15 protein-coding genes and 3 tRNA genes are annotated in these 21,802 nt (G+C 70.1%); 5 read left to right on the top strand and 13 right to left on the bottom strand.

What is annotated here, in order from left to right; all coding sequences use genetic code 11:
* Nucleotides 1–37: 37 nt before the first annotated feature.
* Complete coding sequence (locus tag OOJ91_RS27400) at nt 38–988, bottom strand: quinone oxidoreductase family protein (protein WP_323178574.1); 951 nt, start codon at nt 986–988, stop codon at nt 38–40.
* A gap of 191 nt (nt 989–1,179) precedes the next feature.
* Between OOJ91_RS27400 and OOJ91_RS27395 the strand changes: the two genes are divergently transcribed.
* Nucleotides 1,180–1,857 carry a TetR/AcrR family transcriptional regulator C-terminal domain-containing protein gene (locus OOJ91_RS27395; protein WP_266249441.1) on the top strand — a complete coding sequence of 226 codons (678 nt, stop codon included), beginning with the start codon at nt 1,180–1,182 and terminating at the stop codon, nt 1,855–1,857.
* A gap of 641 nt (nt 1,858–2,498) precedes the next feature.
* Here the strand turns inward: OOJ91_RS27395 and OOJ91_RS27390 are convergent.
* The 5 genes from OOJ91_RS27390 to OOJ91_RS27370 all read right to left on the bottom strand — a co-directional run bounded on the left by OOJ91_RS27390 (nt 2,499) and on the right by OOJ91_RS27370 (nt 10,428).
* Nucleotides 2,499–2,574: transfer RNA gene (locus OOJ91_RS27390), tRNA-Lys, on the bottom strand.
* A 68-nt stretch (nt 2,575–2,642) separates the two neighbouring features.
* Nucleotides 2,643–2,939 carry a DUF6582 domain-containing protein gene (locus tag OOJ91_RS27385; RefSeq protein WP_266249440.1) on the bottom strand — a complete coding sequence of 99 codons (297 nt, stop codon included), beginning with the start codon at nt 2,937–2,939 and terminating at the stop codon, nt 2,643–2,645.
* Nucleotides 2,940–3,058: 119 nt separating this feature from the next.
* Nucleotides 3,059–5,758, bottom strand: coding sequence for an RICIN domain-containing protein (locus OOJ91_RS27380; RefSeq protein WP_266249439.1), 2,700 nt, complete (start codon nt 5,756–5,758; stop codon nt 3,059–3,061).
* A gap of 349 nt (nt 5,759–6,107) precedes the next feature.
* Nucleotides 6,108–9,092 (bottom strand): glycoside hydrolase family 3 protein, encoded by a 2,985-nt coding sequence (locus OOJ91_RS27375; RefSeq protein WP_266249438.1) that lies wholly within the window; start codon nt 9,090–9,092, stop codon nt 6,108–6,110.
* Between the two features lie 397 nt (nt 9,093–9,489).
* The gene (locus OOJ91_RS27370) at nt 9,490–10,428 is read right to left on the bottom strand and encodes an oxidoreductase (RefSeq protein ID WP_266249437.1); all 939 of its coding nucleotides are present in this window, start codon (nt 10,426–10,428) and stop codon (nt 9,490–9,492) included.
* 79 nt (nt 10,429–10,507) lie between these two features.
* Between OOJ91_RS27370 and OOJ91_RS27365 the strand changes: the two genes are divergently transcribed.
* Complete coding sequence (locus tag OOJ91_RS27365; RefSeq protein WP_266249436.1) at nt 10,508–11,128, top strand: TetR family transcriptional regulator; 621 nt, start codon at nt 10,508–10,510, stop codon at nt 11,126–11,128.
* Nucleotides 11,129–11,131: 3 nt separating this feature from the next.
* On the opposite strand, the gene OOJ91_RS27360 is transcribed toward OOJ91_RS27365, so the two are convergent.
* Both OOJ91_RS27360 and OOJ91_RS27355 read right to left on the bottom strand, forming a co-directional pair.
* Nucleotides 11,132–12,478, bottom strand: coding sequence for a serine hydrolase domain-containing protein (locus tag OOJ91_RS27360; RefSeq protein WP_266249435.1), 1,347 nt, complete (start codon nt 12,476–12,478; stop codon nt 11,132–11,134).
* A 122-nt stretch (nt 12,479–12,600) separates the two neighbouring features.
* Nucleotides 12,601–12,676, bottom strand: a tRNA-Lys gene (locus OOJ91_RS27355).
* A gap of 187 nt (nt 12,677–12,863) precedes the next feature.
* On the opposite strand from OOJ91_RS27355, the gene OOJ91_RS27350 reads away from it, so the two are divergent.
* Both OOJ91_RS27350 and OOJ91_RS27345 read left to right on the top strand, forming a co-directional pair.
* Entirely contained in the window at nt 12,864–14,135 is a 1,272-nt protein-coding gene (locus OOJ91_RS27350) for a L,D-transpeptidase (RefSeq protein ID WP_266249434.1), read from the top strand.
* A gap of 251 nt (nt 14,136–14,386) precedes the next feature.
* Nucleotides 14,387–15,676, top strand: coding sequence for a L,D-transpeptidase (locus OOJ91_RS27345; RefSeq protein WP_266249432.1), 1,290 nt, complete (start codon nt 14,387–14,389; stop codon nt 15,674–15,676).
* Between the two features lie 159 nt (nt 15,677–15,835).
* On the opposite strand, the gene OOJ91_RS27340 is transcribed toward OOJ91_RS27345, so the two are convergent.
* Together OOJ91_RS27340 and orn are read right to left on the bottom strand one after the other, a co-directional pair.
* Nucleotides 15,836–15,911: transfer RNA gene (locus tag OOJ91_RS27340), tRNA-His, on the bottom strand.
* A gap of 108 nt (nt 15,912–16,019) precedes the next feature.
* Nucleotides 16,020–16,610, bottom strand: coding sequence for an oligoribonuclease (gene orn, locus OOJ91_RS27335; protein ID WP_266249430.1), 591 nt, complete (start codon nt 16,608–16,610; stop codon nt 16,020–16,022).
* A 73-nt stretch (nt 16,611–16,683) separates the two neighbouring features.
* Between orn and OOJ91_RS27330 the strand changes: the two genes are divergently transcribed.
* On the top strand, nt 16,684–17,961 hold the full coding sequence (locus OOJ91_RS27330; protein WP_266249429.1) for a glycosyltransferase 87 family protein: 1,278 nt from the start codon (nt 16,684–16,686) through the stop codon (nt 17,959–17,961).
* Between the two features lie 142 nt (nt 17,962–18,103).
* Here OOJ91_RS27330 and OOJ91_RS34635 read toward each other — a convergent pair whose 3' ends face one another.
* The 3 genes from OOJ91_RS34635 to OOJ91_RS27315 form a co-directional block, all read right to left on the bottom strand.
* A complete protein-coding gene (locus OOJ91_RS34635) occupies nt 18,104–19,081 on the bottom strand; it encodes a hypothetical protein (protein ID WP_439117110.1) in 978 nt (325 codons plus the stop codon).
* A 149-nt stretch (nt 19,082–19,230) separates the two neighbouring features.
* A complete protein-coding gene (locus OOJ91_RS27320) occupies nt 19,231–19,965 on the bottom strand; it encodes a YcnI family copper-binding membrane protein (protein ID WP_266249427.1) in 735 nt (244 codons plus the stop codon).
* A 17-nt stretch (nt 19,966–19,982) separates the two neighbouring features.
* Nucleotides 19,983–21,647 carry a copper resistance CopC/CopD family protein gene (locus OOJ91_RS27315; RefSeq protein WP_266249425.1) on the bottom strand — a complete coding sequence of 555 codons (1,665 nt, stop codon included), beginning with the start codon at nt 21,645–21,647 and terminating at the stop codon, nt 19,983–19,985.
* Between the last annotated feature and the right edge of the window lie 155 nt (nt 21,648–21,802).

Raw genomic sequence — 21,802 nt, 5'->3', positions numbered from 1 at the left:
ACGCACGGCGTGTGTTGCGGATGGTTGGTGCGCTGGCTCAGCCGGTGCGCAGCACGACGCGTCCGAGGTTGACGCGAGTCGTGATCAGCTCAATAGCGTCGGTGACCTGGTCGAGCGGGAAGTCGGTGTGCCGGGGTCGCAGCTGGCCGGCGGCGAGCAGGTCCCACAGCTCGGCGCGGTGCCGCTCGACCAGTTCCGGCCGATTGCGGTTGAGCGTGCCGATGGTGAACCCGATGACGGACTTGACGCCGCCGAGCAGGCCGGCCAAATCGACGTTGCCGCCGCCGGCGCTGAACGCGACGAGCCGACCGAACGGTGCGAGGGCAGCCACACCACGCTGCACCAGCTCGCCGCCGGCCCCGTCGAGCACCACATCGACGGGGTCACCCCACGACTGCTGGGCGTAGGTGACCACATCGTCGGCGCCGCACTCGCGGACGAAGTCAGCCTTGTCGGGCGACCCGACCGCCCCGACGACCCGGCCCGCGCCGAGCGCCCGGGCCAACTGCACGGCAAGGTGACCTGTACCGCTGGCCGCCGCGGTCACCAGCACGGACTCGCCTGGCTCGAACCGGCCGATCCGCAGCACACTCGACGCGATCAGACCGCCACGGACCAGCGCGAGCGCCGCCGCCGCGTCCACTTCGGCCGGTACGGGGCCAACCAGCCGGGGGTCGGCGACGACCAGGTCGGCGAAGGCGTCCTGGAACACCACACCTCCGACCCGGTCACCCACGGCGAACCCGGGCAGGTCCGAACCGAGCGCCACGACGGTGCCGACGACCTCCCCGCCCGGTCTGACGGGCTCCCCGCTCTCGCCGGCCGCCGCCAACAGCCGCGCGAGTCCCACACCGACTCCGACAGCCTCGGTGCGTACCAGCAGCTGTCCCGGCCCGGGTGCCGGATCCGGCGCTTGCACGACCTCGGCCGGATGGCCGGCGGCAAAACTGATCTCGCGCAACACAGGCTCCCCTCGCAGAACGTCCATCAACCGGATCTACGGGCGTTCCGGTCGCCTGCCGCGCGGCAGGCGACCAGAACCGCTTCCTCAGCAGCTGTTCCTCGGCAGCATGACCGGCACCTCCCTCCAACCCAGTACTTCTACGCTGTTGAAGTTCAACGCTGTTGAAGTTTGCGGCATACTTGGGACGTCGTCAAACCGTTTGTGAGGTAGCAGACATGCGGCTCAACCGAGACCACGTGCTCAACGCAGCACTCGACCTGCTCGACCAGGTCGGCCTCGACCAACTGACCATGCGCCGCCTCACCACCACCCTGGGCGTTCAGAACGGCGCCACCTACTGGCACTTCCGCAGCAAACAAGCCCTGCTGGAGGCGATGGCCGACACCCTGCTCACCAGCGTGGCCGCCGAGCTCGACCAGCGGCAACCGTGGCACGAGCGGATCGCCGACCTCGCCGGTCGCCTACGCAAGGCACTGCTGTCCCGCCGCGACGGCGCCCGACTGTTCTCCGGCGCCTTCTTCCCCCTGCCCAATGCACTCGACTACGGCGAGACCATGATCGCGACCCTGCAAGAAGGCGGACTGTCCAGCCGGGACGCCTCCTGGGCGGCCGACTCGCTGACCTACTACGTCGTCGGCCACACCATCGAAGAGCAACTCGCCGCAAGCCTTCCTGACGGCGGCACATCCGCCACCGTCAGGCTCGCCGAGGCTGTCGACCCGCAACGCCATCCGCACATGCACGCCGCGCTTACTCACATTCCTGCCCCACACCACGAGCAGCACTTCGACTACGGCCTCCGCCTGGTCATCGCAGGCATCCGCAGCAGCAGCAGCAGCAGCAGCAGCAGCAGCAGCAGCAGCAGCACAACGGAACACATCCGAAGCGAATGAAGGGAGACTCAGCTCACCCACATGCCGCAACAAACCCGAATGAGCCGCCCCCAGTTCCGGCTTGCGTCCCACCCAGGTTGAGTCGATGGCCGGCCGTCGACTCAATCACAGGCACCAACAGGCTCACCGCACCGCGCCTACGCATTCTGTGACGATCGAGGACCGGAACAGGACTGCCCTCCGCTCCATCCACCCGACAGCCGTGCTGGGTAGATGCACGTGACTCGCTTCCGACGCACGACTCTCGTGAAACCGTGTGTGGTGGCTCCGCACGTCGCGGCCGAGTCACGACATGTTCGCGACGTGCAGGACCAGGTCAGAGCAGTCCCAAAACGGCAAGGCGGTCACCGTTGCCGCGATCCGTTCAGGGCTCCGACCTTTATTCGCGAGACAGAACCCAGCGTGCCGCAGGCATTCCGCACCTTCAATGCCGTTGTGGCGCACGCTGTGATCTTCCGCTGGGCACGCTCGAAGAACCGTTACGCGCGACGCGTATCACTTTCGTCCGATACCCGTCACCGCACGTGACCTCGCTGGCTACATCCGTCCAACGGCTCCCGAGCCCGGCGAGCGACCGCCCACGACCGCGTACACGAAAAAGGCCCGACCCAGTGTGAACCACCGGGTCAGGCCTCGATCGTTGGTGCGCCGCCAGGGACTCGAACCCCGAACCCGCGGATTAAGAGTCCGCTGCTCTGCCAGTTGAGCTAGCGGCGCTCGCAGGCAACGGGAAGAGACGTTAACACGTCTGCGATCCAGCCTTCGGACCCGTCCCGCAGCCGGGCTCAGTGCGCGGGGTTGGGCGTGTGCGGCAGCTTGCCGAGCTGCCGCCAGTTCGTCTCGGCGACGTCGACGCCGTAGTGCTTCGCGGCGGCGAGGATGTTCTGGAAGGCCAGGTCGCGGTCCTTGTCGGTGACGCCCTGCACCTGGTCGAAGCGGGCGATGGCGTTACGGACGTGGCTCGCGTCGGTCATCGGCTCCTTGCGCTCGTCAGGGAACGCGAAAACGCTCTCCGGCAACTCGCGCTTGTCCTTATCCGACAGGCCGCCGTGCTTCTCGTGAGGCTTCCAGGTTGTCTTCATCACCCACCATTACCCACTTGTTGTCCGGTAGCACATGCGGCACCGACGAGGTGCGGGCGGCGGCGGGAACGGCCCGGGGGCCGGGCCGTGATCGGCCCGGCCCCGGTGTGCTCGGTCGGTCAGCTACGCAGGCTCCACCGCTGGTTCGCGCCACCGTTGCACGCCCAGAGGATGATCTTCGTGCCGTTGGCGCTGGCAGCGCCGTTGGCATCGAGGCAGAGCCCGGACTGGCCGTTCGTGATGGTGCCGTTGGAGTTGATGTTCCACTGCTGGTTGAGCCCGCCGTGGCAGTCCCAGATGATGACCTGGGTGCCGTTGGCCGTGCCCGCCCCGGAGGCGTCCAGGCACTTGTTGCCGTACACGGTCAGTTGCTTGCTGGCGGTGGAGGTCCACCGCTGGTTCGTGCCGCTGCCGCAGTCCCAGAGCTGCACCTGGGTGCCGTTCGTGGTGGAGGAGTTGGGGACCTCCACGCAGCGGCCGGACTGGCCGCCCACGAGCTGCCCGCCCTGCTGGGTGCCGCCGCCGCTCTGCTGCCGGACGATCGAGGTCGACTCGGCCGACCGGTTGCCCTGTGCGTCGACGACGAAGAGCCGGTACTCGCCCTGGGTCGCCGGCACGGCGATGGACGTGGCGTTGCCGGCCGCCCTGGTCATCGTCGCCCCGGCGGTGAAGGTGGTCGTGCCGGACGGCGCCAGCCACACCGACGTGGTGGCGTCGCCGGTGCTGCGGATCGGGATCGTCGCCGTGGCGCTTGTGACGAACGTGCTGGCCGGCAGCACGTAGTTCGGTGCGGAGAACCTGCTCGCCGGGATGATGTCCCGGTAGGCGTCCTCCAGGCCGGAGCTCGCCGCGATGTTGTAGGCCACCGCCGGCCAGACGTAGTCGGAGGAGACGAGGATGTCGGCGACAGTGCTGTTCGGCAGGTTCTTGTTCGAGACCTTGTTGATCGGGCCGTAGATCTGCGTGATGCTCAGATCGTGCTTCCGACCGAAGTCGTCGGAGTTGATCATCCAGGTGACGTTCTTGTCGATGCTCAGGACGTTGTCCCGGAAGGTGATGAACGCCGACCCCTCGTCGGGGTGCAGGCCGTACTTGTGGCCCGAGGGCACGCCCTGGAGGTAGTTGTTGGTGATCGTGGTCCCGGGCTGGCTGCCCAGCGTGTAGATGGGCGCCGTGTCGCTGAGGCGCTGGACGGTGTCGATGATGTGGTTGTAACTGATGGTGTTGTTCCGCGCGCTAGTGGTCGGCCGGTTGGGCACGATCGACCCCGATGACCCGTCGAAGTTCCACCAGCCCCAGCCCATGGTGATGCCGGACCAGGGGGCCTTCTCGATCCGGTTGTGCTGGATCGTCAGGGTGTCGACGAAGTACGCCGAGATGGGGCTGTGTCCGTTGAACAGGACCGCGCTGTCGTAGATGTAGTTGTTCTTGATGTCGATGTTCTTCGGTAGCCCCTCGACCTGCGGGGAGTACTTCTCCCGGTTGGTCGACGTGCCGTCTCCGATGTAGACGTGCTGGGGATGACCGACGTTGATGGCGGACCCGGCGATGTCGTTTGTGTAGTTCCCGATCAACTGCGTGCTCTGCACGTCGTTGACCATGCTTATCCCGTCGGCGCCGGTGTGCTGGATCCGGTTGCGTTGCAGGAGGATCCCGTCGGCGTTCTGCACCTGGACGATGCCGGGAGTGACGTCCACGTTGCGGTAGTAGTAGACGTGGAAGTTGCCCTTCGCGTACACCTGGGCGCCGAGGTTGCCCTGCTGCGCCTGCTTGAAGGACGAGCCGGCGACGTTGAACAGGTTCCAGTCGGAGTGCTGCACGGTCAGGCCGGAGAACGTGATGTTGCGCGCGTGGCTGCTCGTCGAGGTGCCGGCGACCCGCAGCACCGTGGTGACGTTGTTCGGCGCGAAGACCGACGCGGTCGACATGTCCTCGGAGCTGGCCTTGTAGTAGTAGACCGTCCGGGCGCTCTTGTCGAAGTAGAACTCACCGGGCGCGTCCAGGAACTCGTACGCGTTCATGAGCTTGTGGGTGCCGCCGACCTGGGCGTTGCCGTTGAACGAGCCCTGGGCGATGGCCGCGCCCGGCTGCTGGAAGAGGGCGACCCGGTTCGCGCCGTCGGAACTCGTGGTGACCTGGCGGACGCCCACGATTGCCGTGGTCCAGGTCGTCCCCGTCTCGATCTCCAGGTCGTCCTGGTTGCGGGCGATGGCGGGGAAGTCGTTCAGGTTGTATTTGGCGCCGTCGCACTGCGACCCGGACTCCCACGCCCAGGCGGCCTGGCCGGCCGTGACGGTGTAGGTGCCGTAGCACCCTCCCGAGCTGATCGTCTTCGACGCCATCTGCGCCCGCTTGTCGTTGACGTAGAGCGTCCGCAGCTTGGTGCTGCGGTCCAGCGGGGCCTTCCAGATGTTGCCGCTGTGCTGGGTCCAGCCGGTCACCGGGACGCCACCGTCGAGGATCGGGGCCTCGTTGGAGTAGGCGGCGTAGACGACCCGGAAGCCGTTGGTGCCTGAGTCACTCGACCCGAACTCGACTGTGCTGCTCACCGGGTAGGTGCCACCGCGCAGATACACGTTGATGTCGCCGGTCATGTTCGTGTTGACCGTGCGGACGACGTCCCGCGCGCGTTGCAGACTCTTGAACGGGGCTTCGAGCGTCCCGGGATTGGCGTCGTTCCCGTCCGGGGCGACGTAGTAGGTCTCCTGGGCAGCGGCCATGGCGGGCCGTTGCTGTGTCATCACGGCCGGCAGCGTGGCGGCGATGAGCACCGCCGCCGAGAGCAGTGCCGTGCGGGTGGTGGATGCGGCTGATCTCACGTGCTGTTCCTTTCCTGGTCGTCGATGCGGTGCCTGATGCGTGTATCGAGCGACGAGCAGGAAACAGCGACGCCACTTAGGACCGGCGGGGGCACCTGCCGCCCGGCCGCACTCTTTGCCAATCGCTACGCGCTCTGCCCCGGAGCGTAAGTCACACGTGTGACGACTGCAATACGGGATCGTAACTCGTCAATGCTTAAATGCCATCTGAACGGGACGGAACGGCCACCTTGACCCCGACCCTCCACAGGATCATCCGATGAATTCATCCCCGCGCTTTCGGTGGGGCAGCGTGGTCGGGACCGGCTCGGGCCGGGGGCCGAACGGCACCCCGACCCAAGCCGACTCGTCACCTCAGGGAGAAGTCCGCCAGCCGCAGCGCGGAGTCGAACACCAGGTACACGTCATGGGTGCCGGCCGCCCGGGCCAGCTCGGCGCTGACACTCACGTACCGGTAGTCGTCGCCGGTGCTGGGCACGGTGGCCGTACCGAGCAACCGGCCGGTGGGCGAGCCCACCCGGACCTGGATCGTGCCGGCGCCCGCGGTGGCCTTCGCGACCTTTGCCGTGAGGGTGTGGGCACCGGGACGCAGGGCGGAGCCGGCGAAGGAGATCCACTGGCCGGCTGCGGTGGCGCCGACGGCCGTACCCCGCGCCTTCGTCTCGTCGACGAGCCGGACGCCCGCGTACCCGTCGAAGTTCTCGGCCCGGGTGGTCCGGGAGAGGTCCCGGGCCGGGATCGTCTCGCCGCGCACCGCGACAGCCGTCCGGGCCCGGATGTCGTCGGCGTTCGCGCCGACCAGCAGGTCGTACGTGGACGACTCGACCACCCACCGGCCGCGGGTGACGTCCCAGTTCGCCAGGTCGGCGACGGGCAGTCGGAGCGTCACGGCCCGGGTCTGCCCGGGTGCGAGCTGCACCCGCTGGAACGCCTTCAGCGCCCGGATCGGGGTCTTCACCCGCGAGGTGCGCTGGTGGGTGTAGAGCTGGACGACCTCGGACCCGGCCCGGCTGCCGGTGTTCGTCACGTCGACGCTTACCGCGACTGTGCCGTCGGCCGCGACCGGGCGGGCGTCGCTGCGGGGCTGGCCGTACCGGAATCTGGTGTACGACAGCCCGTGGCCGAACGGATAGAGCGGCTTGGCGGTGTTGTAGAGGTAGGTCTGCCCGGACGAGATGATGTCGTACTCCAGCAGGTCGGGCGGTAGTTGCCGGTCCGAGCGGTACCAGGTCTGGGTGAGCTTGCCCGACGGGTTGCGGTCACCGAACAGGACGTCGGCGACGGCGTGCCCGGTCTCGGCGCCCGCGTGGGTGGTCCAGACGATCGCCGGGACGTGCTCCTGCTCCCACCCGATGGTGACCGGGTAGCTGGTCTGGAGCACCAGCACCGTGTGCGGATTGGCCTTGGTCACGGCCTTGACCAGCGCTTCCTGGCTGGCGCTCAGCGCGGTCGAGGTCCGGTCGTGCGCCTCACGCCCGTTGATGAACGGGTTGCTGCCGACGACCAGGACTGCGGTGTCGGCCGCCTTGGCCGCGGCGACGGCCCGGTCGACTCCGCTGCTGATCACCTCACGCGCGAAGTGGGTCGCGTCCGCCGCGGTGGACGCGCCGAGCGTGAGGGCGCCGTCGTCGCCGACCGTGACGTATGTGTTGACGCCGAACCAGCTCTCCTGCGTCTCGTAGCCGGTGTAGCGCAGCGCGAACGTGCCGTCGGCCTGCGGCTCCAGCGTGAACTGCTGCTGGACGTACCAGCCGTTCGGCTGCTCGTCGCGGGTGATGAAGGGCCCCCAGTTGTAGCCGAGGTAGCGGCCGTTGGCGGCGTTGCGCAGCGTCACCACACCCTGGCCCCAGTCCACCGCGTCGAACTGGGCGGCGAGCGAGGCGGTGGCACCGGTCGCGGCGACCGGGTCGGCGTCGGTGGTGCCGCTGGCCGTGACGTACCGGCCGGTCGCCGGGTCCTTCAGGGCGATCCGGTCCGCCCCGTCGAGCCCGCTGACGCTCGCGGAGCCGCCCAACCGCTCGCGGATGCCGTCGAGGGCGGTCACCTCGTACGGCAGGTCACCGCCGTACCAGTCGGTGTAGAGGGTGTCGGCAAGCGGGCCGAGCACTGCCACCTTGCGGGTCCGGGACGGGTTGAGCGGTAGGGCCTGTCGGGAGTTCTTCAGCAGCACCATCGCCTCGCCTGCGGCCTGGCGTGCCAGCCGCTGGTGCTCGGGGCTGTTGATGACGGCCGGGGTGATGCCGCCGTGGCGGCCGCCGCCCGGGTCGAACTCACCGAGGCGGAACCGGACGTTCAGGGTCTCGGAGATCCGGGCGTCGATGTCGCCCTCGGTGAGCAGGCCGGTGGCCAGCGCCTGCTTGACGGCGGTGACGGTCGGCTGCGCGTTGGTGTCGTCGGTGATGAAGCTGTTGAGGCCGGCCTTGACGATCGCGGCGTTCGCCTCGGGCTGGGTGGCGTAGTAGCCCTGCGAGGCGACGAGGTTGTTCGGCGCCCACGCGTCCGTGACGTTCATCAACTGCCTGTCGGTCCAGCCGCGCACCACCGTGGCCAGGTCCGGGTCCACTGTGGCGGGACGGCCGTTGACCAGGTTGTACGAGGCCATCACTCCGGTCGCCGCGTCGGCGGCGATGGCCGGCTTGAAGGCGGCGCGGTCGTACTCGTTCAAGACCCTCGGCGGTACGTTCGAGGAGGTGACGTCGCGCCGGACCTCGTTGTTGTAGGCCAGGTAGTGCTTGAGGGTCGGAGCGCTCTTCAGGTGGTCCGGGTCCCCGCCGGTCATCCCCGAGCCGTACGCGGTGGAGATCTTCGCGGTGAGCAGCGGGTCCTCCGAGTAGCCCTCCTCGTTGCGGCCCCACCGCGGGTCGCGCAGCAGATTGACCACCGGCGCCCAGAGGTTGAGACCCCAGACCCGGGGGTTCTGCGCGTGGTAGCCCCGCGCCTCGTCACCCACGGCGGAGCCGACCCGCTGGATCAGGTCGGTGTCCCAGGTGCTCGCCATGCCCACCGGCTGCGGGAACGACGTGCCGCGCGCCTTCACGACCGCGCCGCTGTTGTCGATGTCGGTGGACCAGGCGACCCCGTGCAGCGCCTCGGTGCCGGTCTTGAACAGGCCGATGCCCAGCCGGGGAACGGCGGGCTGGTACTGGTGCAGCCACGAGATCTTCTCGTCCAGGGTGAGCCGACCGAGCAGGTCGTCGACCCGGGCCTGCACGGGCAGGTGTGGATCTCGGAACGGGTAGGTCGGTTCGGCGTGCGCCGTGCCGGGGACGGTCGGTAGGGCGAGCAGGGCGAGCGCGAGCGCGGTGATTCCGCGCCTGAGGCGCCTGTTCCGCATGCGGTTCTCCTCATGTCGTACGACAGACGCCCAACGGGCGCCGAGACCGGCGTGGCCAGGCTCGACACCCGGCTGACGGGCCTGAACGACGAATCGTCGAAGCGCTTCGACGACCCGGCCGCGTTGACCACGGCCATGAATGTGGTGATCCGCGCAACTATAGACACGCGCCAATGGATGCGGCAACAGCGCATCGCCCGAACTGCCATCTCATCGCGAAGCCGTGCGGGACCGCGGGCGAGCGGCAAGGCCACGCGGGACCGCGGGCGAGCGGCAAGGCCGCCCGGGACCGCGGGCGAGCGGCAAGGCCACGCGGGACCGCGGGCGAGCGGCAAGGCCGCCCGTCGTCACGCCAGGGACGGAGTCCGACCGTCGGTCGGAGGAGCCGACTGGCGGGTCAGCTCGACGGCCGCAGCGCGCCGAACCGTACACCGGTGGCCTGTTCGGACAGCTCCCACAGGCGGCGGCCGTGCTCCGGGTCGGTCGCGGCCGCGGACAGCTTGCCCGGCGCAGGGTGACCGCGCAGCTCGGCCGGCCCGCCCGGGGCGACGAGCTGGCCCGACAGCGCGTCGGGGTCGGTGGCGGCGAACAACTGCGGCCAGGCGCCACGCTCCACCGGCTGGGCGAGGAGCGGGTTGCCGATCCGGCCCAGCAGTATCCGCCAGATCGGCGTGGTGGCGCTCGTCTGCAGGTTCGTCGCGGTGTAGCCAGGGTGGGCGAGGACGCTCCGCAGCGGGCTGGCGGCCGCGCTGAGCCGGCGGTGCAACTCGCAGCCGAAGATCGCGTTGGCGAGTTTGGACGTGTTGTAGAAGCCCATCGGGGAGTAGCCCCGCTCGCCGCCCGGATCGGCGAAGGGCGGCCTCGCCCGCCGGTGGTTGACCGAGGTCACCGTGACCACCCGCGGGTCACTGCCGGCCAGCAGGAGATCGAGCAGGAGCCCGGTGAGCGCGAAGTGCCCGAGGTGGTTCGTCGCGAACTGCACCTCGTGCCCCTGCGGGCTCAGGGTGCGCGGTGGGGCCATCACCCCGGCGTTGTTGATCAGCACGTCCACCCGACGGTGGTCGGCGTGCATCCGGTCGGCGAACGCGCGTACCGAGTCGAGGTCGGCCAGGTCGATCCGCCGTACCTCCAGCTGGGCGCCGGGCTGGGCGGCGAGGATGCCGGCTGCCACGCGGCGGCCCTTCTCCTCGTCGCGTACGGCAAGCACGACGTGCGCGGCGTGGACGGCGAGCGCCCGAGCGGTGACCAGGCCGAGCCCCGCCGTGGCACCGGTCACGACGACGGTGCGGCCGGACAGGTCGGGGATGCGTGCGGCGGTCCAGCCGGCAGCGGTCATGCGTCCACTGTGCTCCCCGTGGCACTCGGTGTCAAGGAATGCGCGGAGTGCCAAGGTAGGCATGGCATAGCATCGGCGAATGCCATCCCGCGCAGACAGCAGCATGGCCGAACGCAAGCGCCAGCTCGTTGCCGCCGAGCTGCGCGACGCCGCCCTGATGCTGCTGGCCACCAAGGGCTTCGACGTGGTCACCGTCGACGACATCGTGGCGGCGGCCGGCATGTCGCGGCGTACGTTCTTCCGCTACTTCGCGTCGAAGGAGGACGTCGTCGTCCGGTTCCTGGCCGACATGAGCGCGGACATCGTCGCGGAACTCGCCGCTCGACCACCTGCGGAGCCGCCGTCGGTCGCGTTGCGTCAAGCCCTCTGGGTGCCACTCGCGGCCTGCACCGACCGCCCCGACCACACCGAGCGAGCCCGCGTCGTGGTCCGACTCATCCTGGACACCACTGCCCTGCAGGCTCGCTGGCTGGAACACCAGATCCAGTGGCGCACACGACTGGCAGCCGAGCTGGCCGCCCGCCGCGGTCTCGACCCGGACGCCGACCCCTACCCGCGGATGGCCGCCGGCATGGCCCTGCTGGCATTCGACACGGTGCTGCAGCAGTGGCGGACGGGCGACGACGAGCAGCGTCTGGCCGAGTTGGCCGACCGGGCCTTCGCCGTCGTGGCGCCGGCCCTCGACGCGGCCAGCACGTGAGGCTCACTGGCTTTTCGCGGTCTGCGTGACGCCCTCCTGCCGCAGCTCCAGGACGTACCGCTTGTCGTCGCTCCGCACGAACCGAACCTCCAGGTCGAGCCCCGGGTGCAGGTAGCGACCGTCCGCGTCGGCCAGCAGGACCACCGGCTGCTGCGCGGCGGCGGAGAAGGTCAGGTGCCCGTCGGTCACCGCGATGTCGATCGGGTAGTCGTCGCGCAGGACGTAGCGACCCGTCACGTCATCCAGCCGTACGGCGGGGACGCTTGTGGCGTACCGACGGTCGACGGCGGCGCGGATGCTTGTCAGCAGCTCCCAGCCATCCTGCGAGTTGGTCATCGCGGCAACGGCGGTGCCGCTGTTCGGCCACACGTAGGAGAAGCAGGTGTAGCCGACGTTCAACCCGGTGTGCCCGAAACGTCGGCGCCCGGCGCGGTCGTCGATCTCGGTGCCGAGCCCGTAGCCACCGCCGGCGATCTGTGGTGTCCACATCTCGGTGGCCAGGTCGCGGCCGAGCAGCGTCGACTCCCCCGAGGCCGCCCGGGCGATCTCGAGGTCGAGCCGGATCAGGTCGGTCGGAGTGCTCCACAGTCCGGCCGCGGCCGTCTCCGGCTGTACGCGCCAACCGCCGGGAACGCCGGTGCCGCCCACGTGGTGGCCACGAGCCACCACCTGCGGCCGCTGGTGCGGAAAGCTCTGGTCGAAGCTGCTGTCGGCCATGGCCAACGGTTGCAGCACCAGAGTTCGCATGAGGTCCTCGAACGGTGTGCCGGTGGCGTCCGCCACCACCTGCTGGAGCACCGAGTAGTGGCTGCCCGAATACCGGAAACGGCTGCCGGGCAGGAGGGTCGCCCGCACCGGTGGAGTCGTCGTGGGGCCGCTGCCCTCCAGGACCTGGGCCAGCGACGGGACGCGATCCGCGACATAGCCGCGGTACCAGGTGTCGGACAGCCCCGCCGTGTGCGCCAGCAGTTGCCGGACCGTGACGCGGGACTGCTGACCCGCCCGGTCGAGCAATTGCCACGAGGTGAGGTACGCGCCGATCTCGGTGTCCAGATCGAGGACACCCTCCTGAACCAGCAGCAGCGCGCCGAAGGCGGCGACATGCTTGCTTATCGAACAGGCCGCGAACGCGGTGCCCGCCGTCACGGGCGTCGACGTCTCACCGCCCGTGACGCCGTACCCCGCCGTCCACGCCTGCCCGCTCACGTGCCCGACGGCGATGCTGACCCCCGGCACCCGATAGCTGCTCATCAGCTCGGACACCGTCGCCGTGTCCGGCGAGGGCCGCCCGGAGGACACGTTCCGGTCGAGGTGGCCCAGCAACGAGACCCAGTCCGCAGGAAGATCCACGGCATCGATTCTGCGCCACCGGACGAGGCCGATGGGGGCAGGGCCCGCCGTCACGGTGCGGTAGCCAGCCCCGAAAATGATCCAGGGGGCATGGCTGATGAGCCATGCCCCCTGGATATCGCTGGTGCGCCGCCAGGGACTCGAACCCCGAACCCGCGGATTAAGAGTCCGCTGCTCTGCCAGTTGAGCTAGCGGCGCTCGTCGGCAACGGGGAGAACATTAGCACCCTGCCAACCGGGGCTCCAATTCGGTTACCCGACTCCCCCCTTCGGTCGAGCTTAACGGGCATACAGCCATAAACCGGCCACCGGGCTCGGGACGGGGGCGTGGGTCTGGGCACTGATGCGGCACGATGTCCGCCAGGTACGCGAGAACAGAGGTGGGGATGGCACGGTTCACGCGAGCCGGGGCGGTGGTGGGCGCTCTGACCCTGGCGGCGTCGCTGGCACTGACCGGGTGCGGCGACGAGCAGAAGAAGCCGGAATTCGTCGGCGGAACATCGACAGATGCAAGTGCCGCACCCGACTCGGCTACGCCGTCGACGCCTGGCGCGTCGAGCGCGCCGAGCGGGCCGGCCCTGACGCTGAGCCCGGCCAACGACACGAAGAACAAGCCCGTGAGCACGGAGATCAGCGCCAAGCTCCCGGAGGGTGGGAAGGTGTCCGCTGTCACCCTGGCCGCGGCCGGCGGGGGTGCGGTGGAGGGCAAGCTCCGCACCGACGGCTCCGCCTGGGTGCCCTCCGCTCCCCTGAAGTACGGCACCAAGTACACCGCAACCGTGACCGCCACCGGGGCCGACGGGACGACACGTCAGGGCACCAGCACCTTCACCACGATGGCCAAGCCGAAGTCGACAGTCGGGTCCGGCCTGTACCTCTTCGACGACAAGAGCTACGGGGTCGCCATGCCGGTGGTCACCGAGTTCCACCCGGGCATCCCGAAGAAGGACCGGGCCGCGGTGCAGAAGCGGATGTTCGTCAAGACCGACCCGCCGCAGCCGGGAGCCTGGCACTGGGTCGACAACGGCACCCAGGCGTACTACCGCGCACCTGAGTACTGGCAGCCGGGCACCACGATCACCGTGCGGATCGCCCTTGCCGGTGTGCCGCTGAGCAACGGCAAGTACGGCGACGTGGACCGCAAGGCCACCGCGAAGATCGGCCGGTCGTTCGTGATGAAGGTCGACAACGCCACGAAGAAGATGTCGGTGTACGAGAACGGCGCGCTCTCGCGCACCATCCCGGTGAGCCTGGGCAAGAAGAGCACCCCGTCGTCGAGCGGGACGATGGTCGTGATGGAGAAGAAGGAGTCCACGGTCTTCGACACCCGCGACGACCCGGACCCGGCCAACCGCTACGTCACCGAGATCGACTTCGCCCAGCGGCTCACCTGGGGTGGCGAGTACATCCACGCCGCGCCCTGGTCCGAGGGCGTACAGGGGCGGTCGAACGTCTCGCACGGCTGCGTGAACGTGTCGACGGCGAACGCCAGGTGGCTGTTCGAGAAGACGCGGATCGGTGATCCGATCACGATCAAGGGCACCGAGCGCAAGATCGCCGCCGGCAACGGCTGGACGGCGTGGAGCCTGAGCTGGTCGGAGTTCGTGAAGGGCAGCGCGCTGCCGGTGCCCAAGGGTGGGTCCGGCCCCGCGCTCTGAGGGTTCGACTCCTCCGCGCCGGCCCCTGCCGATGGCACGGGCCGGCGCGTACCCTTGCACTGCCCGCGCCGCGACGACGGCGGCGGCGACCCCTCCCCCGGCACAAAGACGAGCCCGAATCACGAAACGCCGGATAGTACCAAAATGCCGGCATCCTGATCGGCGTGTTCCGGTTCACCCTCGGCAACCGAGGCCGGTTCTGACGCGTCATTAGGAGACGATGGGTCAGGGACCACGACTGTGAGGACATCATGCGAGCTAGCCAGGACCAGCTGATCCGGCCCCGCGGGCGACGCCGCGTGCTCGCGGCGGGGCTTCTCGCCGTGGCGCTGGCCTTCACCTCCGCCTGCACCGACAGCGACGGCGGCAAGCCGTCCTCGTGGCAGGGCGGCGGCGAGAGCCCGGCGCCCAAGGCGGCGGCGACCATCAGCGAGCCGGCGGCGGACGCCAAGGACGTACCGGCGTCCACAGGCATCACCTTCACCACGAAGGACGCCGACGAGACCACCGTCGACCTCAAGGACGCGGCCGGCAAGGCCGTCGAGGGCACCCTCGCCAAGGACGGCAAGACGTGGCTGCCGAGCGGGGCGTTGGCCTACGGCACCAGCTACACCGCCACCGTCACCGCCACCGGCGACGACGGCCGGCCGGCGACGGCGACGAGCACCTTCACCACGATGGCCAAGCCGGCCAAGCAGATCCGGGTGAGCAGCTTCCTCGGCGACAACCAGGTCGTCGGTGTCGGGATGCCGCTGATCGTGAAGTTCGACCGGGCCGTTCCGGAGGACTACCGCGACGACGTGCAGCGTCGAATGACTGTGACCTCGACGCCGGTCCAGGCGGGCATCTGGCACTGGGTCAGCCCCACCGAGATCCGGTACCGGCCGAAGGAGTTCTGGAAGGCCAACAGCAAGGTCTCCTACCGCGTCCAGGCCGGTGGCCTGCCGATGGGTGACGGCTACTACGGCCGCTCGGACCTCTCCGTGGACATCAAGATCGGCTCGTCGCTGATCATGACCGTGGACAACAAGACCAAGCGGATGACGGTGACCCGCAACGGCTCGGTGATCAAGACCATCCCGGTCAGCCTGGGCAAGAAGAGCACCCCCTCGTCCAGCGGGACGATGGTCGTGATCGAGAAACTGCGCAAGACCGTCTTCGACACGATGGAGGAGCTGGGCCCGGACGAGGGCTACCGCACCAAGATTGACTTTGCGCAGCGGCTCACCTGGGGCGGCGAGTTCATCCACGCGGCCCCCTGGTCCGAAGGACAGCAGGGCAGCGTCAACGTCTCGCACGGCTGCGTGAACGTGTCGATGGCCAACGGCGACTGGCTGTTCAAGAACACCCAGGTCGGTGACCCGATCACGGTCAAGGGCACCGAACGCAAGCTCCAGAACGGCAACGGCTGGACCGACTGGAACATGAGCTGGGACGAGTACGTGAAGGGCAGCGCCCTGCCGTACGAGCCGCCGGCCGACCCGGACGCCTCGCCGACCCCGGACGGCGCCGGCACCCCGTCCCCCACGCCGACCGCCTGACCCACGCGGCACGATCGACTCGGGTTCCAGGAATCCGGGGTGTCCGACTCGGTCGGACACCCCGGATTCCTGCCTACGGAGTGGATCACCAGCCGGCCTGGCCGCGAGCCGGCCACGCAACGACTCAGGCCCCCTCCGAGGAGGGGGCCTGAGTCGTGATGGGGTGACTGATGGGAATTGAACCCACGACAACCGGGACCACAACCCGGTGCTCTGCCAACTGAGCTACAGCCACCACGCCTCCGACGCCCGGTCGATCGCCCCGGGCGGGGTGCGGACCAATAATAGCCACACCACGGCTCACGGCGTCCAGCGGGTTCCGCGCCGGCAGGCGGAGGTGCCGTCAGAGGTCGGCGGCGATGCCCTTGGCGGTCTCGACGTCCGGGCCGGGCAGCGGGACGAAGATGGTGCGCCGGTAGTACTCCAGCTCCCGGATGCTCTCCCGGATGTCGGCCAGCGCCCGGTGCGCCAGGCCCTTCTGCGGCTGACCGAAGTACACGCGGGGGTACCAGCGGCGGCAGAGTTCCTTGATCGACGAGACGTCGATCATGCGGTAGTGCAGGTGCGCGTCGAGGCGGGGCATGTCCCGGGCGATGAAGCCACGGTCGGTGGCGATCGAGTTGCCACACAGCGGCGCGGTACGCGGGTCCTTGACGAAGGTGCTGACGTACTCCAGCACCCGGTCCTCGGCCTCGGCCAGGGTGACCGCCGAGCGGCGGACCTCCTCGGTGAGGCCGGACTTGGCGTGCATGGTCTGGACGACCTCCGGCATCGCCTCCAACGCGGCCTCGTCGGCGTGGATCACCACGTCGACACCGTCACCCAGCACGTTGAGGTCGGGGTCGGTGACCAGTGCCGCAACCTCGATCAGCTTGTCGCTGCCGAGGTCCAACCCGGTCATCTCACAGTCGATCCAGACGAGGAGGTCAGCCACCGGGACAGCCTACGCGCAGCCCACGCCCCACGGCTGCGCGCTCTCGACCCGACGGACCGCTAGGGTTTCTCAAGTGCCAGCCGATCCCGTCGCACCGCCCGCCGTCACCGACGACGATCCCGGCGGCCGTACGGTCCGTCGGCTGGTCGCGATCGTGGCGCTGATCGCCGTGCTGCCCGCGCTCTACCTGCCCGGTCTGGTGCACAACTTCTTCGACCTGAAGATCTACATGTCGGCGATGGACTGGTGGACGGCCGGTCACCCGCTCTACGACTACGTCCAGCCGGACCGGGTGCAGGGTGAGCTGTACTTCACGTATCCGCCGTTCAGCGCCCTGCTGCTGTGGCCGTTCGGGCTGATCCGACTCGGTGCCACCGTGGTGATCTTCACGGTGCTCACGGTGGTGGCCGTCGTGGTGACCACCCGGTGGCTGGTAACGCCGGTGATCGCCCGGCACCACCTCCCGCGAACGTTCACCCTTACCGTCGCCGTGCTGCTGGTGCTGGCGGTGGAGAGCACCCGCGAAACGATCACGTTCGGGCAGATCAACATGCTGCTGGTCGTGCTGATCCTGGCCGACCTGCTGTTCGCCGTACCGCAGGCGCGGCGCTGGGCCGGGGTCGGCGTGGGGCTGGCGACGGCGCTCAAGCTCTTCCCGGGCATCTTCATCGTGTACCTGCTGGCCACCCGACGCTGGCGGGCCGCCGCGGTGGCGAGCGCGACGGCGGCAGCGGCGACCCTGCTCGCGGCGGCGGTCGCGCCCGGGGATTCGTGGCGGTTCTGGACGCAGGAGCTGTGGGACAACGACCGGGTGGGTCGCACCGACTACACAGGCAACCAGTCGCTCTTCGGGCTGCTCAGCCGATTCACTGCGCCGGAGAAGCCGGACCGGCTGGTGTGGCTCCTGGTGGTCGCGGTGGTGGCCGGTTACGGCCTGTGGCGGGCGGTCCGCGCCGCGCGTGCCGGTGACGCGTTGACGGGCCTGACCCTGACCGGCCTGGTCGGCGCGCTCGTCAGCCCGATCACGTGGACCCACCACATCTACTGGTTCGTGCCGGCGGTGGTACTGCTCGCCGACGCGGCGTTGAGCGCGAATCGACCGGACGAGTTCCGCCGGCGGCGTTGGCTCGCCGGGCTCGCCGTGGGCACCGGCGCGTTGATCATCTACGGTGTGGTGTCGTTCCACGACTGGGGGGTGGCTCCGGTCCGCACCGACGACCCGGTGGACTTCGTGCTGCGCAACGGCTACGTGCTGCTCAGCCTGCTGCTGCTGGTGGCCCTGCCGGTCCGCGCGGCCGGGCCGGTCCGCACGGTGGAAAAATCGCGCCAAATGGACACAACTCCCCAGTAGCGACGATCGGCGCTAATCTGGACTCACCTAAGCACCGATCCCCCGGTGAGAGTGGCCCTCCGCGTCGGCAGCGCGGAGGGCCACTCGTCGCTGTCGGGCGTACGTCGAAGCCCCTGGGCGGCCGAGGCCCTGACACACGCCCTCACTCCGTCGGCACCGGCCGTGCCGTCGGTTCGGCGCCCGCGGGCGGCCACGCCAGGCTCAACGCCACCTCCGGCGGCCGGGGCAGCCGGGCCGGCGCGTCCAGGTCGGCGAGGGTGACCGGCCGGGTCGGGTCGGCGCCGCTCGCCGATCGGGGCCACCCGGCACCGCCCGAGCCGACCGGGGCGAGCTGTCGCACCGCCGGCAGCGGCGGGGCCCGACGAGGATCCCGGGCGCTCAGGCCACTGAGCGACGTGACCCCGAGCCGGCCGGCGAGCACCGGCACCTGGTCCGGTTCGACCACGAAGACCACCTCGCGCGGACGCGGCGGGCGCAGCAGGAGCAGCACCGCGCACGCCACCAGCAGCACGCCCGCCGCCAGCAGGCCCCAGGTGACCGGGCCGACCCAACCCGCGCGCAGCTCGGCGCGCAGATCAAGGCTCAGGTCGGCGCGGCCGTCCGGGCGCATCACCACAAGGCTCATCGACTCGCCGCCCAGGTCGTCGGCGCTCCACTCCAGGGTGCCGACACCCTCGCGTACCCAGAGGGGAAGACCGAGCGGGGTGGGGGCCGCACCGGCGGTCGGGGCCGCGGCCGGGACCGCCGGGTCCGTGCGGACCGGCAGCGGACCTCGGGCCAACGCCACCCGGCGGACCGAGGCGTACGGCACGGACTCCAGCCACCGGCGCACCTCGGCGGTGGGCGCGAGCCCCACGAAGGCCGGGCCGTCGGGCGTACGGGCGTCGAGCCGGAGGCGGGTCTGCGCGCCGCGCGCGAAGGGCGCCTCCCGCCGCAGCAGCCGGTCCACGTCGGTGACCACGACCGCGTGGCCGGGTGTGCGGACCGTCTCGAAGCGGGCGGCGAAGGCCCCACCGGGGTCGGCGTGCCGGGTCACGAGCCACAGCCCGCCGCCGGCGAACAGCACCGGAATCCCGATGACCAACAGCAGCATTCCGGTGATCACCCGCACGAACCGCATTCGCAGCGTCCCCCTCCGTAGCCAGATACCCGGCCGACCTTACCGACGTACACCGGCTGATCAGGGGATATCGACGGCACGGACAGCTTTGGCTCCGGCAAGCGCGCTGGCCCGCCGGAAATCCGGCGGGCCAGCGGATGAGCGACGGGTCAGGACTTGACGACCGGGCCCCGGCGGGTCCGGGCGAACGCGAACCCGCCGAACACCAGGCCGGCCAGGCCGGTGGCGACGCCTGCGATGCCGAGGCCGATCGCGGCGCCGACGCTCTCGTTGTCGTCGTCATCGTCGGCCGCGGCGACGGCCGAGGCGGCCGAGGCGGCCGACGCCGACGGCGCCGCGGCGGTGAGGGTGAGCACCGGAGCGGGCTTCTCCGGCTCCTCGCCGCCCGGCTGCGGCTCGTCGATCCAGCGGGAGACGTTGCCGTCCGAGTACGTCTGCAGGGTCTTGAAGACCATCGACTCGACCTTCGGCAGCGGCCCCATGGAGACGCCGAACTCCTGGAACTGGCCCGGCTTGACCGCCGCGTCACCGGTGGCCGTCCAGGTGATCTTGGAGACCGCCTCGGTGAGCTGGCTGCCGTGCACGTCGATCGGCGGGTCCACCTTGCGCTTCTCCGTCGCCACGGTCCAGCCGGGCACCGGGATTGTCGACACCGAGCCGATCGGCGCGTTCTCCGGCAGCACGACCTCCAGCTTGGTGGTCGACGCGGTGTCGCTCTCGTTGGGCACCCGGAAGGCCACCCGGGCGTAGCCGCCCTGGGTCGCCTCCTTCGGGTTCACCGTGACGTGGGCGGACGCCGGCCCGGCGAAGCCGAGCACGGCGGTGGCGACGGCGGTGAACGCCAGGGCGGCAGCGGCGGATGCGGTACGCCGGAGACGGGTCATGAGCGTGGGAAACCTCTCTAACGGATGGGCACGGTGGCGGTCACCGTGGCCTGGTCGATGTCGGACGTGCGAACGGTGATCTTCAACTGCCAGTCGCCGGCGGCCGGCAGGCTGACGTCGCCGTACGAGTGGCTGTCGGTCAACGGCAGCAGCGGCAGCTCGATCGGCTCGATCCCGGCCGAGGGCAGCGCGGCGGTCGCCCGCCACTCCGCCACCGGCAGCGGCTGGTTGTCCTTGCCGTACGCGTACAGGTGCACCGAGTTGTTGCCCCGCCGCGCCGGGTCCAGCTCGACCTGGAGGGTGAAGAGCGAGCTGGTCAGCGTGGTGGAGAAGAGCCCGGCCTGAGCGCCGGACGGCCCGTCCACGGCCGTGCGGGCGGGCGTGGTCTGCACAAGCGTCGCCGACAGCCCCAGCACCACGACGGTTACTGCCAACTCCACCAGGACCGCCCGGCGCACCGGCACCGGTCGCTGGGCCGCCGTGCGTCGACGGACCAACTGCCGGGAGTACGCGGCCACGGCGATCACGATCGCGAACAGCCCGATCTTGGCCAGCAGCAGCCGCCCGTACGTGGTGCTGAACAGGGCGTCCGGGGTGGCCACCTCGATCAGCGCCTGGACGGTGCCGGCCAGCAGCAGGGCCGAGACGGCGAGCGCGGCCCAGCGCGACCAGATCGGCAGGATCGCGCCCAACTCCCGCTCGTCGGCCTGACGCAGCAGGAAGACGGCGAGCATCAGCAGGCCGCCCAGCCAGACCGCCATGCTGCCCAGGTGCACCGCGTCGACAACCACGGACACCGCAGGCGCCGGGGAGGCCGCCGGGTGCCCGGCCAGCGGCCAGGTCAGCAGGCCCGCCACGCCGATCACGGCCAGGATGATCGCGTCGGCGCGGCCGGCCGGGCGGGCCAGCAGCGGCCGCAGCAGGAACGCCGAGGCCGCCAACAGGCCGAGCCGGACGAGGTGGGCGGCGCCGAAGGCACTGCCGAACACGCTGCCGAACCCCTCGCCGGTCACCTCGAAGAGGCCCCCACCGGCGGTGTAGGGCACCTGCAACCACAGGTCGGCGAGTGTCGCCGCGGCCACCAGGCCGAGACCGACCCAGGCCAGCCGGGTGGGACCCCGCCGGGGAAGCCGGCGCGGCCACAGCGCGGCCAGCACCAGCGCCGGCCCGACCAGCAGCACCAGACCGGCGTACCCGAGGAAACGGGCCACCTTCACGCCGGTCTCCACCACCGGGTCGGCGCGGCTGTCGTTGCCGGAGTCGACAGGCGGCGTCGACGGCGCCCCCACCGAGTAGGTGAACGCGCCGGAGACCGGGTGACTGTCGGCGGAGATCACCCGGAAGGTCACCAGGTAGGTGCCGCGCTGACCGGCCGGGTCGACCGGAATGGTGACCACGGCGCCCTCGAAGGACGGCTCACCCCGGTCGGCCCGGGAGCCGTCCGGCGCGATGACCCGGACCTTGTCGGGGACCTTGCGGACCGACTCGCTGAACGTGAGCACCACCTCGGCCGGCCCGCTCGGCACCACCGACGAGGCGGCCGGGCTGCTGCTCGACAGCACCGCGTGGGCGCTGGCCGGGGTGGCTGGCGCGATCAACAGGGCGACGACGGTGACCAGGAGCCCGGCGGCGGCAGCCAGCCGGGCGATCCAGCGGCGGGGTGCGACAGTCATGCCGGCCATGGTCGCCGACGAACCTGGATGTCGGCGACCCGAGGCGGGGGAACGGCTCACCTGCGCCCAGCCGCCAGCGCCGCGCGGGAGAGGTCGCGTGTCATGAGCAGGTAGTCGACCGACGGCGGCGAAAAGTTCCCGACGTGGCGCAGACCATCCAAGTG

This window comes from Micromonospora lupini, from assembly GCF_026342015.1.
Lineage (GTDB): Bacteria > Actinomycetota > Actinomycetes > Mycobacteriales > Micromonosporaceae > Micromonospora > Micromonospora lupini_B.
The sequence above is the reverse complement of the archived record's forward strand: the minus strand, read 5'-3'. Positions and strand labels throughout refer to the sequence as shown.

Bases quoted from the DNA above. Each gene is read 5' to 3' on its own strand.
- OOJ91_RS27375 (WP_266249438.1), bottom strand. From the start codon at position 9,092: ATGCGGAACAGGCGCCTCAGGCGCGGAATCACCGCGCTCGCGCTCGCC.
- OOJ91_RS27385 (WP_266249440.1), bottom strand. From the start codon at position 2,939: ATGAAGACAACCTGGAAGCCTCACGAGAAGCACGGCGGCCTGTCGGAT.
- OOJ91_RS27365 (WP_266249436.1), top strand. From the start codon at position 10,508: ATGCCATCCCGCGCAGACAGCAGCATGGCCGAACGCAAGCGCCAGCTC.
- OOJ91_RS27400 (WP_323178574.1), bottom strand. From the start codon at position 988: ATGGACGTTCTGCGAGGGGAGCCTGTGTTGCGCGAGATCAGTTTTGCC.
- OOJ91_RS27370 (WP_266249437.1), bottom strand. From the start codon at position 10,428: ATGACCGCTGCCGGCTGGACCGCCGCACGCATCCCCGACCTGTCCGGC.
- OOJ91_RS27320 (WP_266249427.1), bottom strand. From the start codon at position 19,965: ATGACCCGTCTCCGGCGTACCGCATCCGCCGCTGCCGCCCTGGCGTTC.
- OOJ91_RS27350 (WP_266249434.1), top strand. From the start codon at position 12,864: ATGGCACGGTTCACGCGAGCCGGGGCGGTGGTGGGCGCTCTGACCCTG.
- OOJ91_RS27345 (WP_266249432.1), top strand. From the start codon at position 14,387: ATGCGAGCTAGCCAGGACCAGCTGATCCGGCCCCGCGGGCGACGCCGC.
- OOJ91_RS34635 (WP_439117110.1), bottom strand. From the start codon at position 19,081: ATGCGGTTCGTGCGGGTGATCACCGGAATGCTGCTGTTGGTCATCGGG.
- OOJ91_RS27315 (WP_266249425.1), bottom strand. From the start codon at position 21,647: ATGGCCGGCATGACTGTCGCACCCCGCCGCTGGATCGCCCGGCTGGCT.
- OOJ91_RS27395 (WP_266249441.1), top strand. From the start codon at position 1,180: ATGCGGCTCAACCGAGACCACGTGCTCAACGCAGCACTCGACCTGCTC.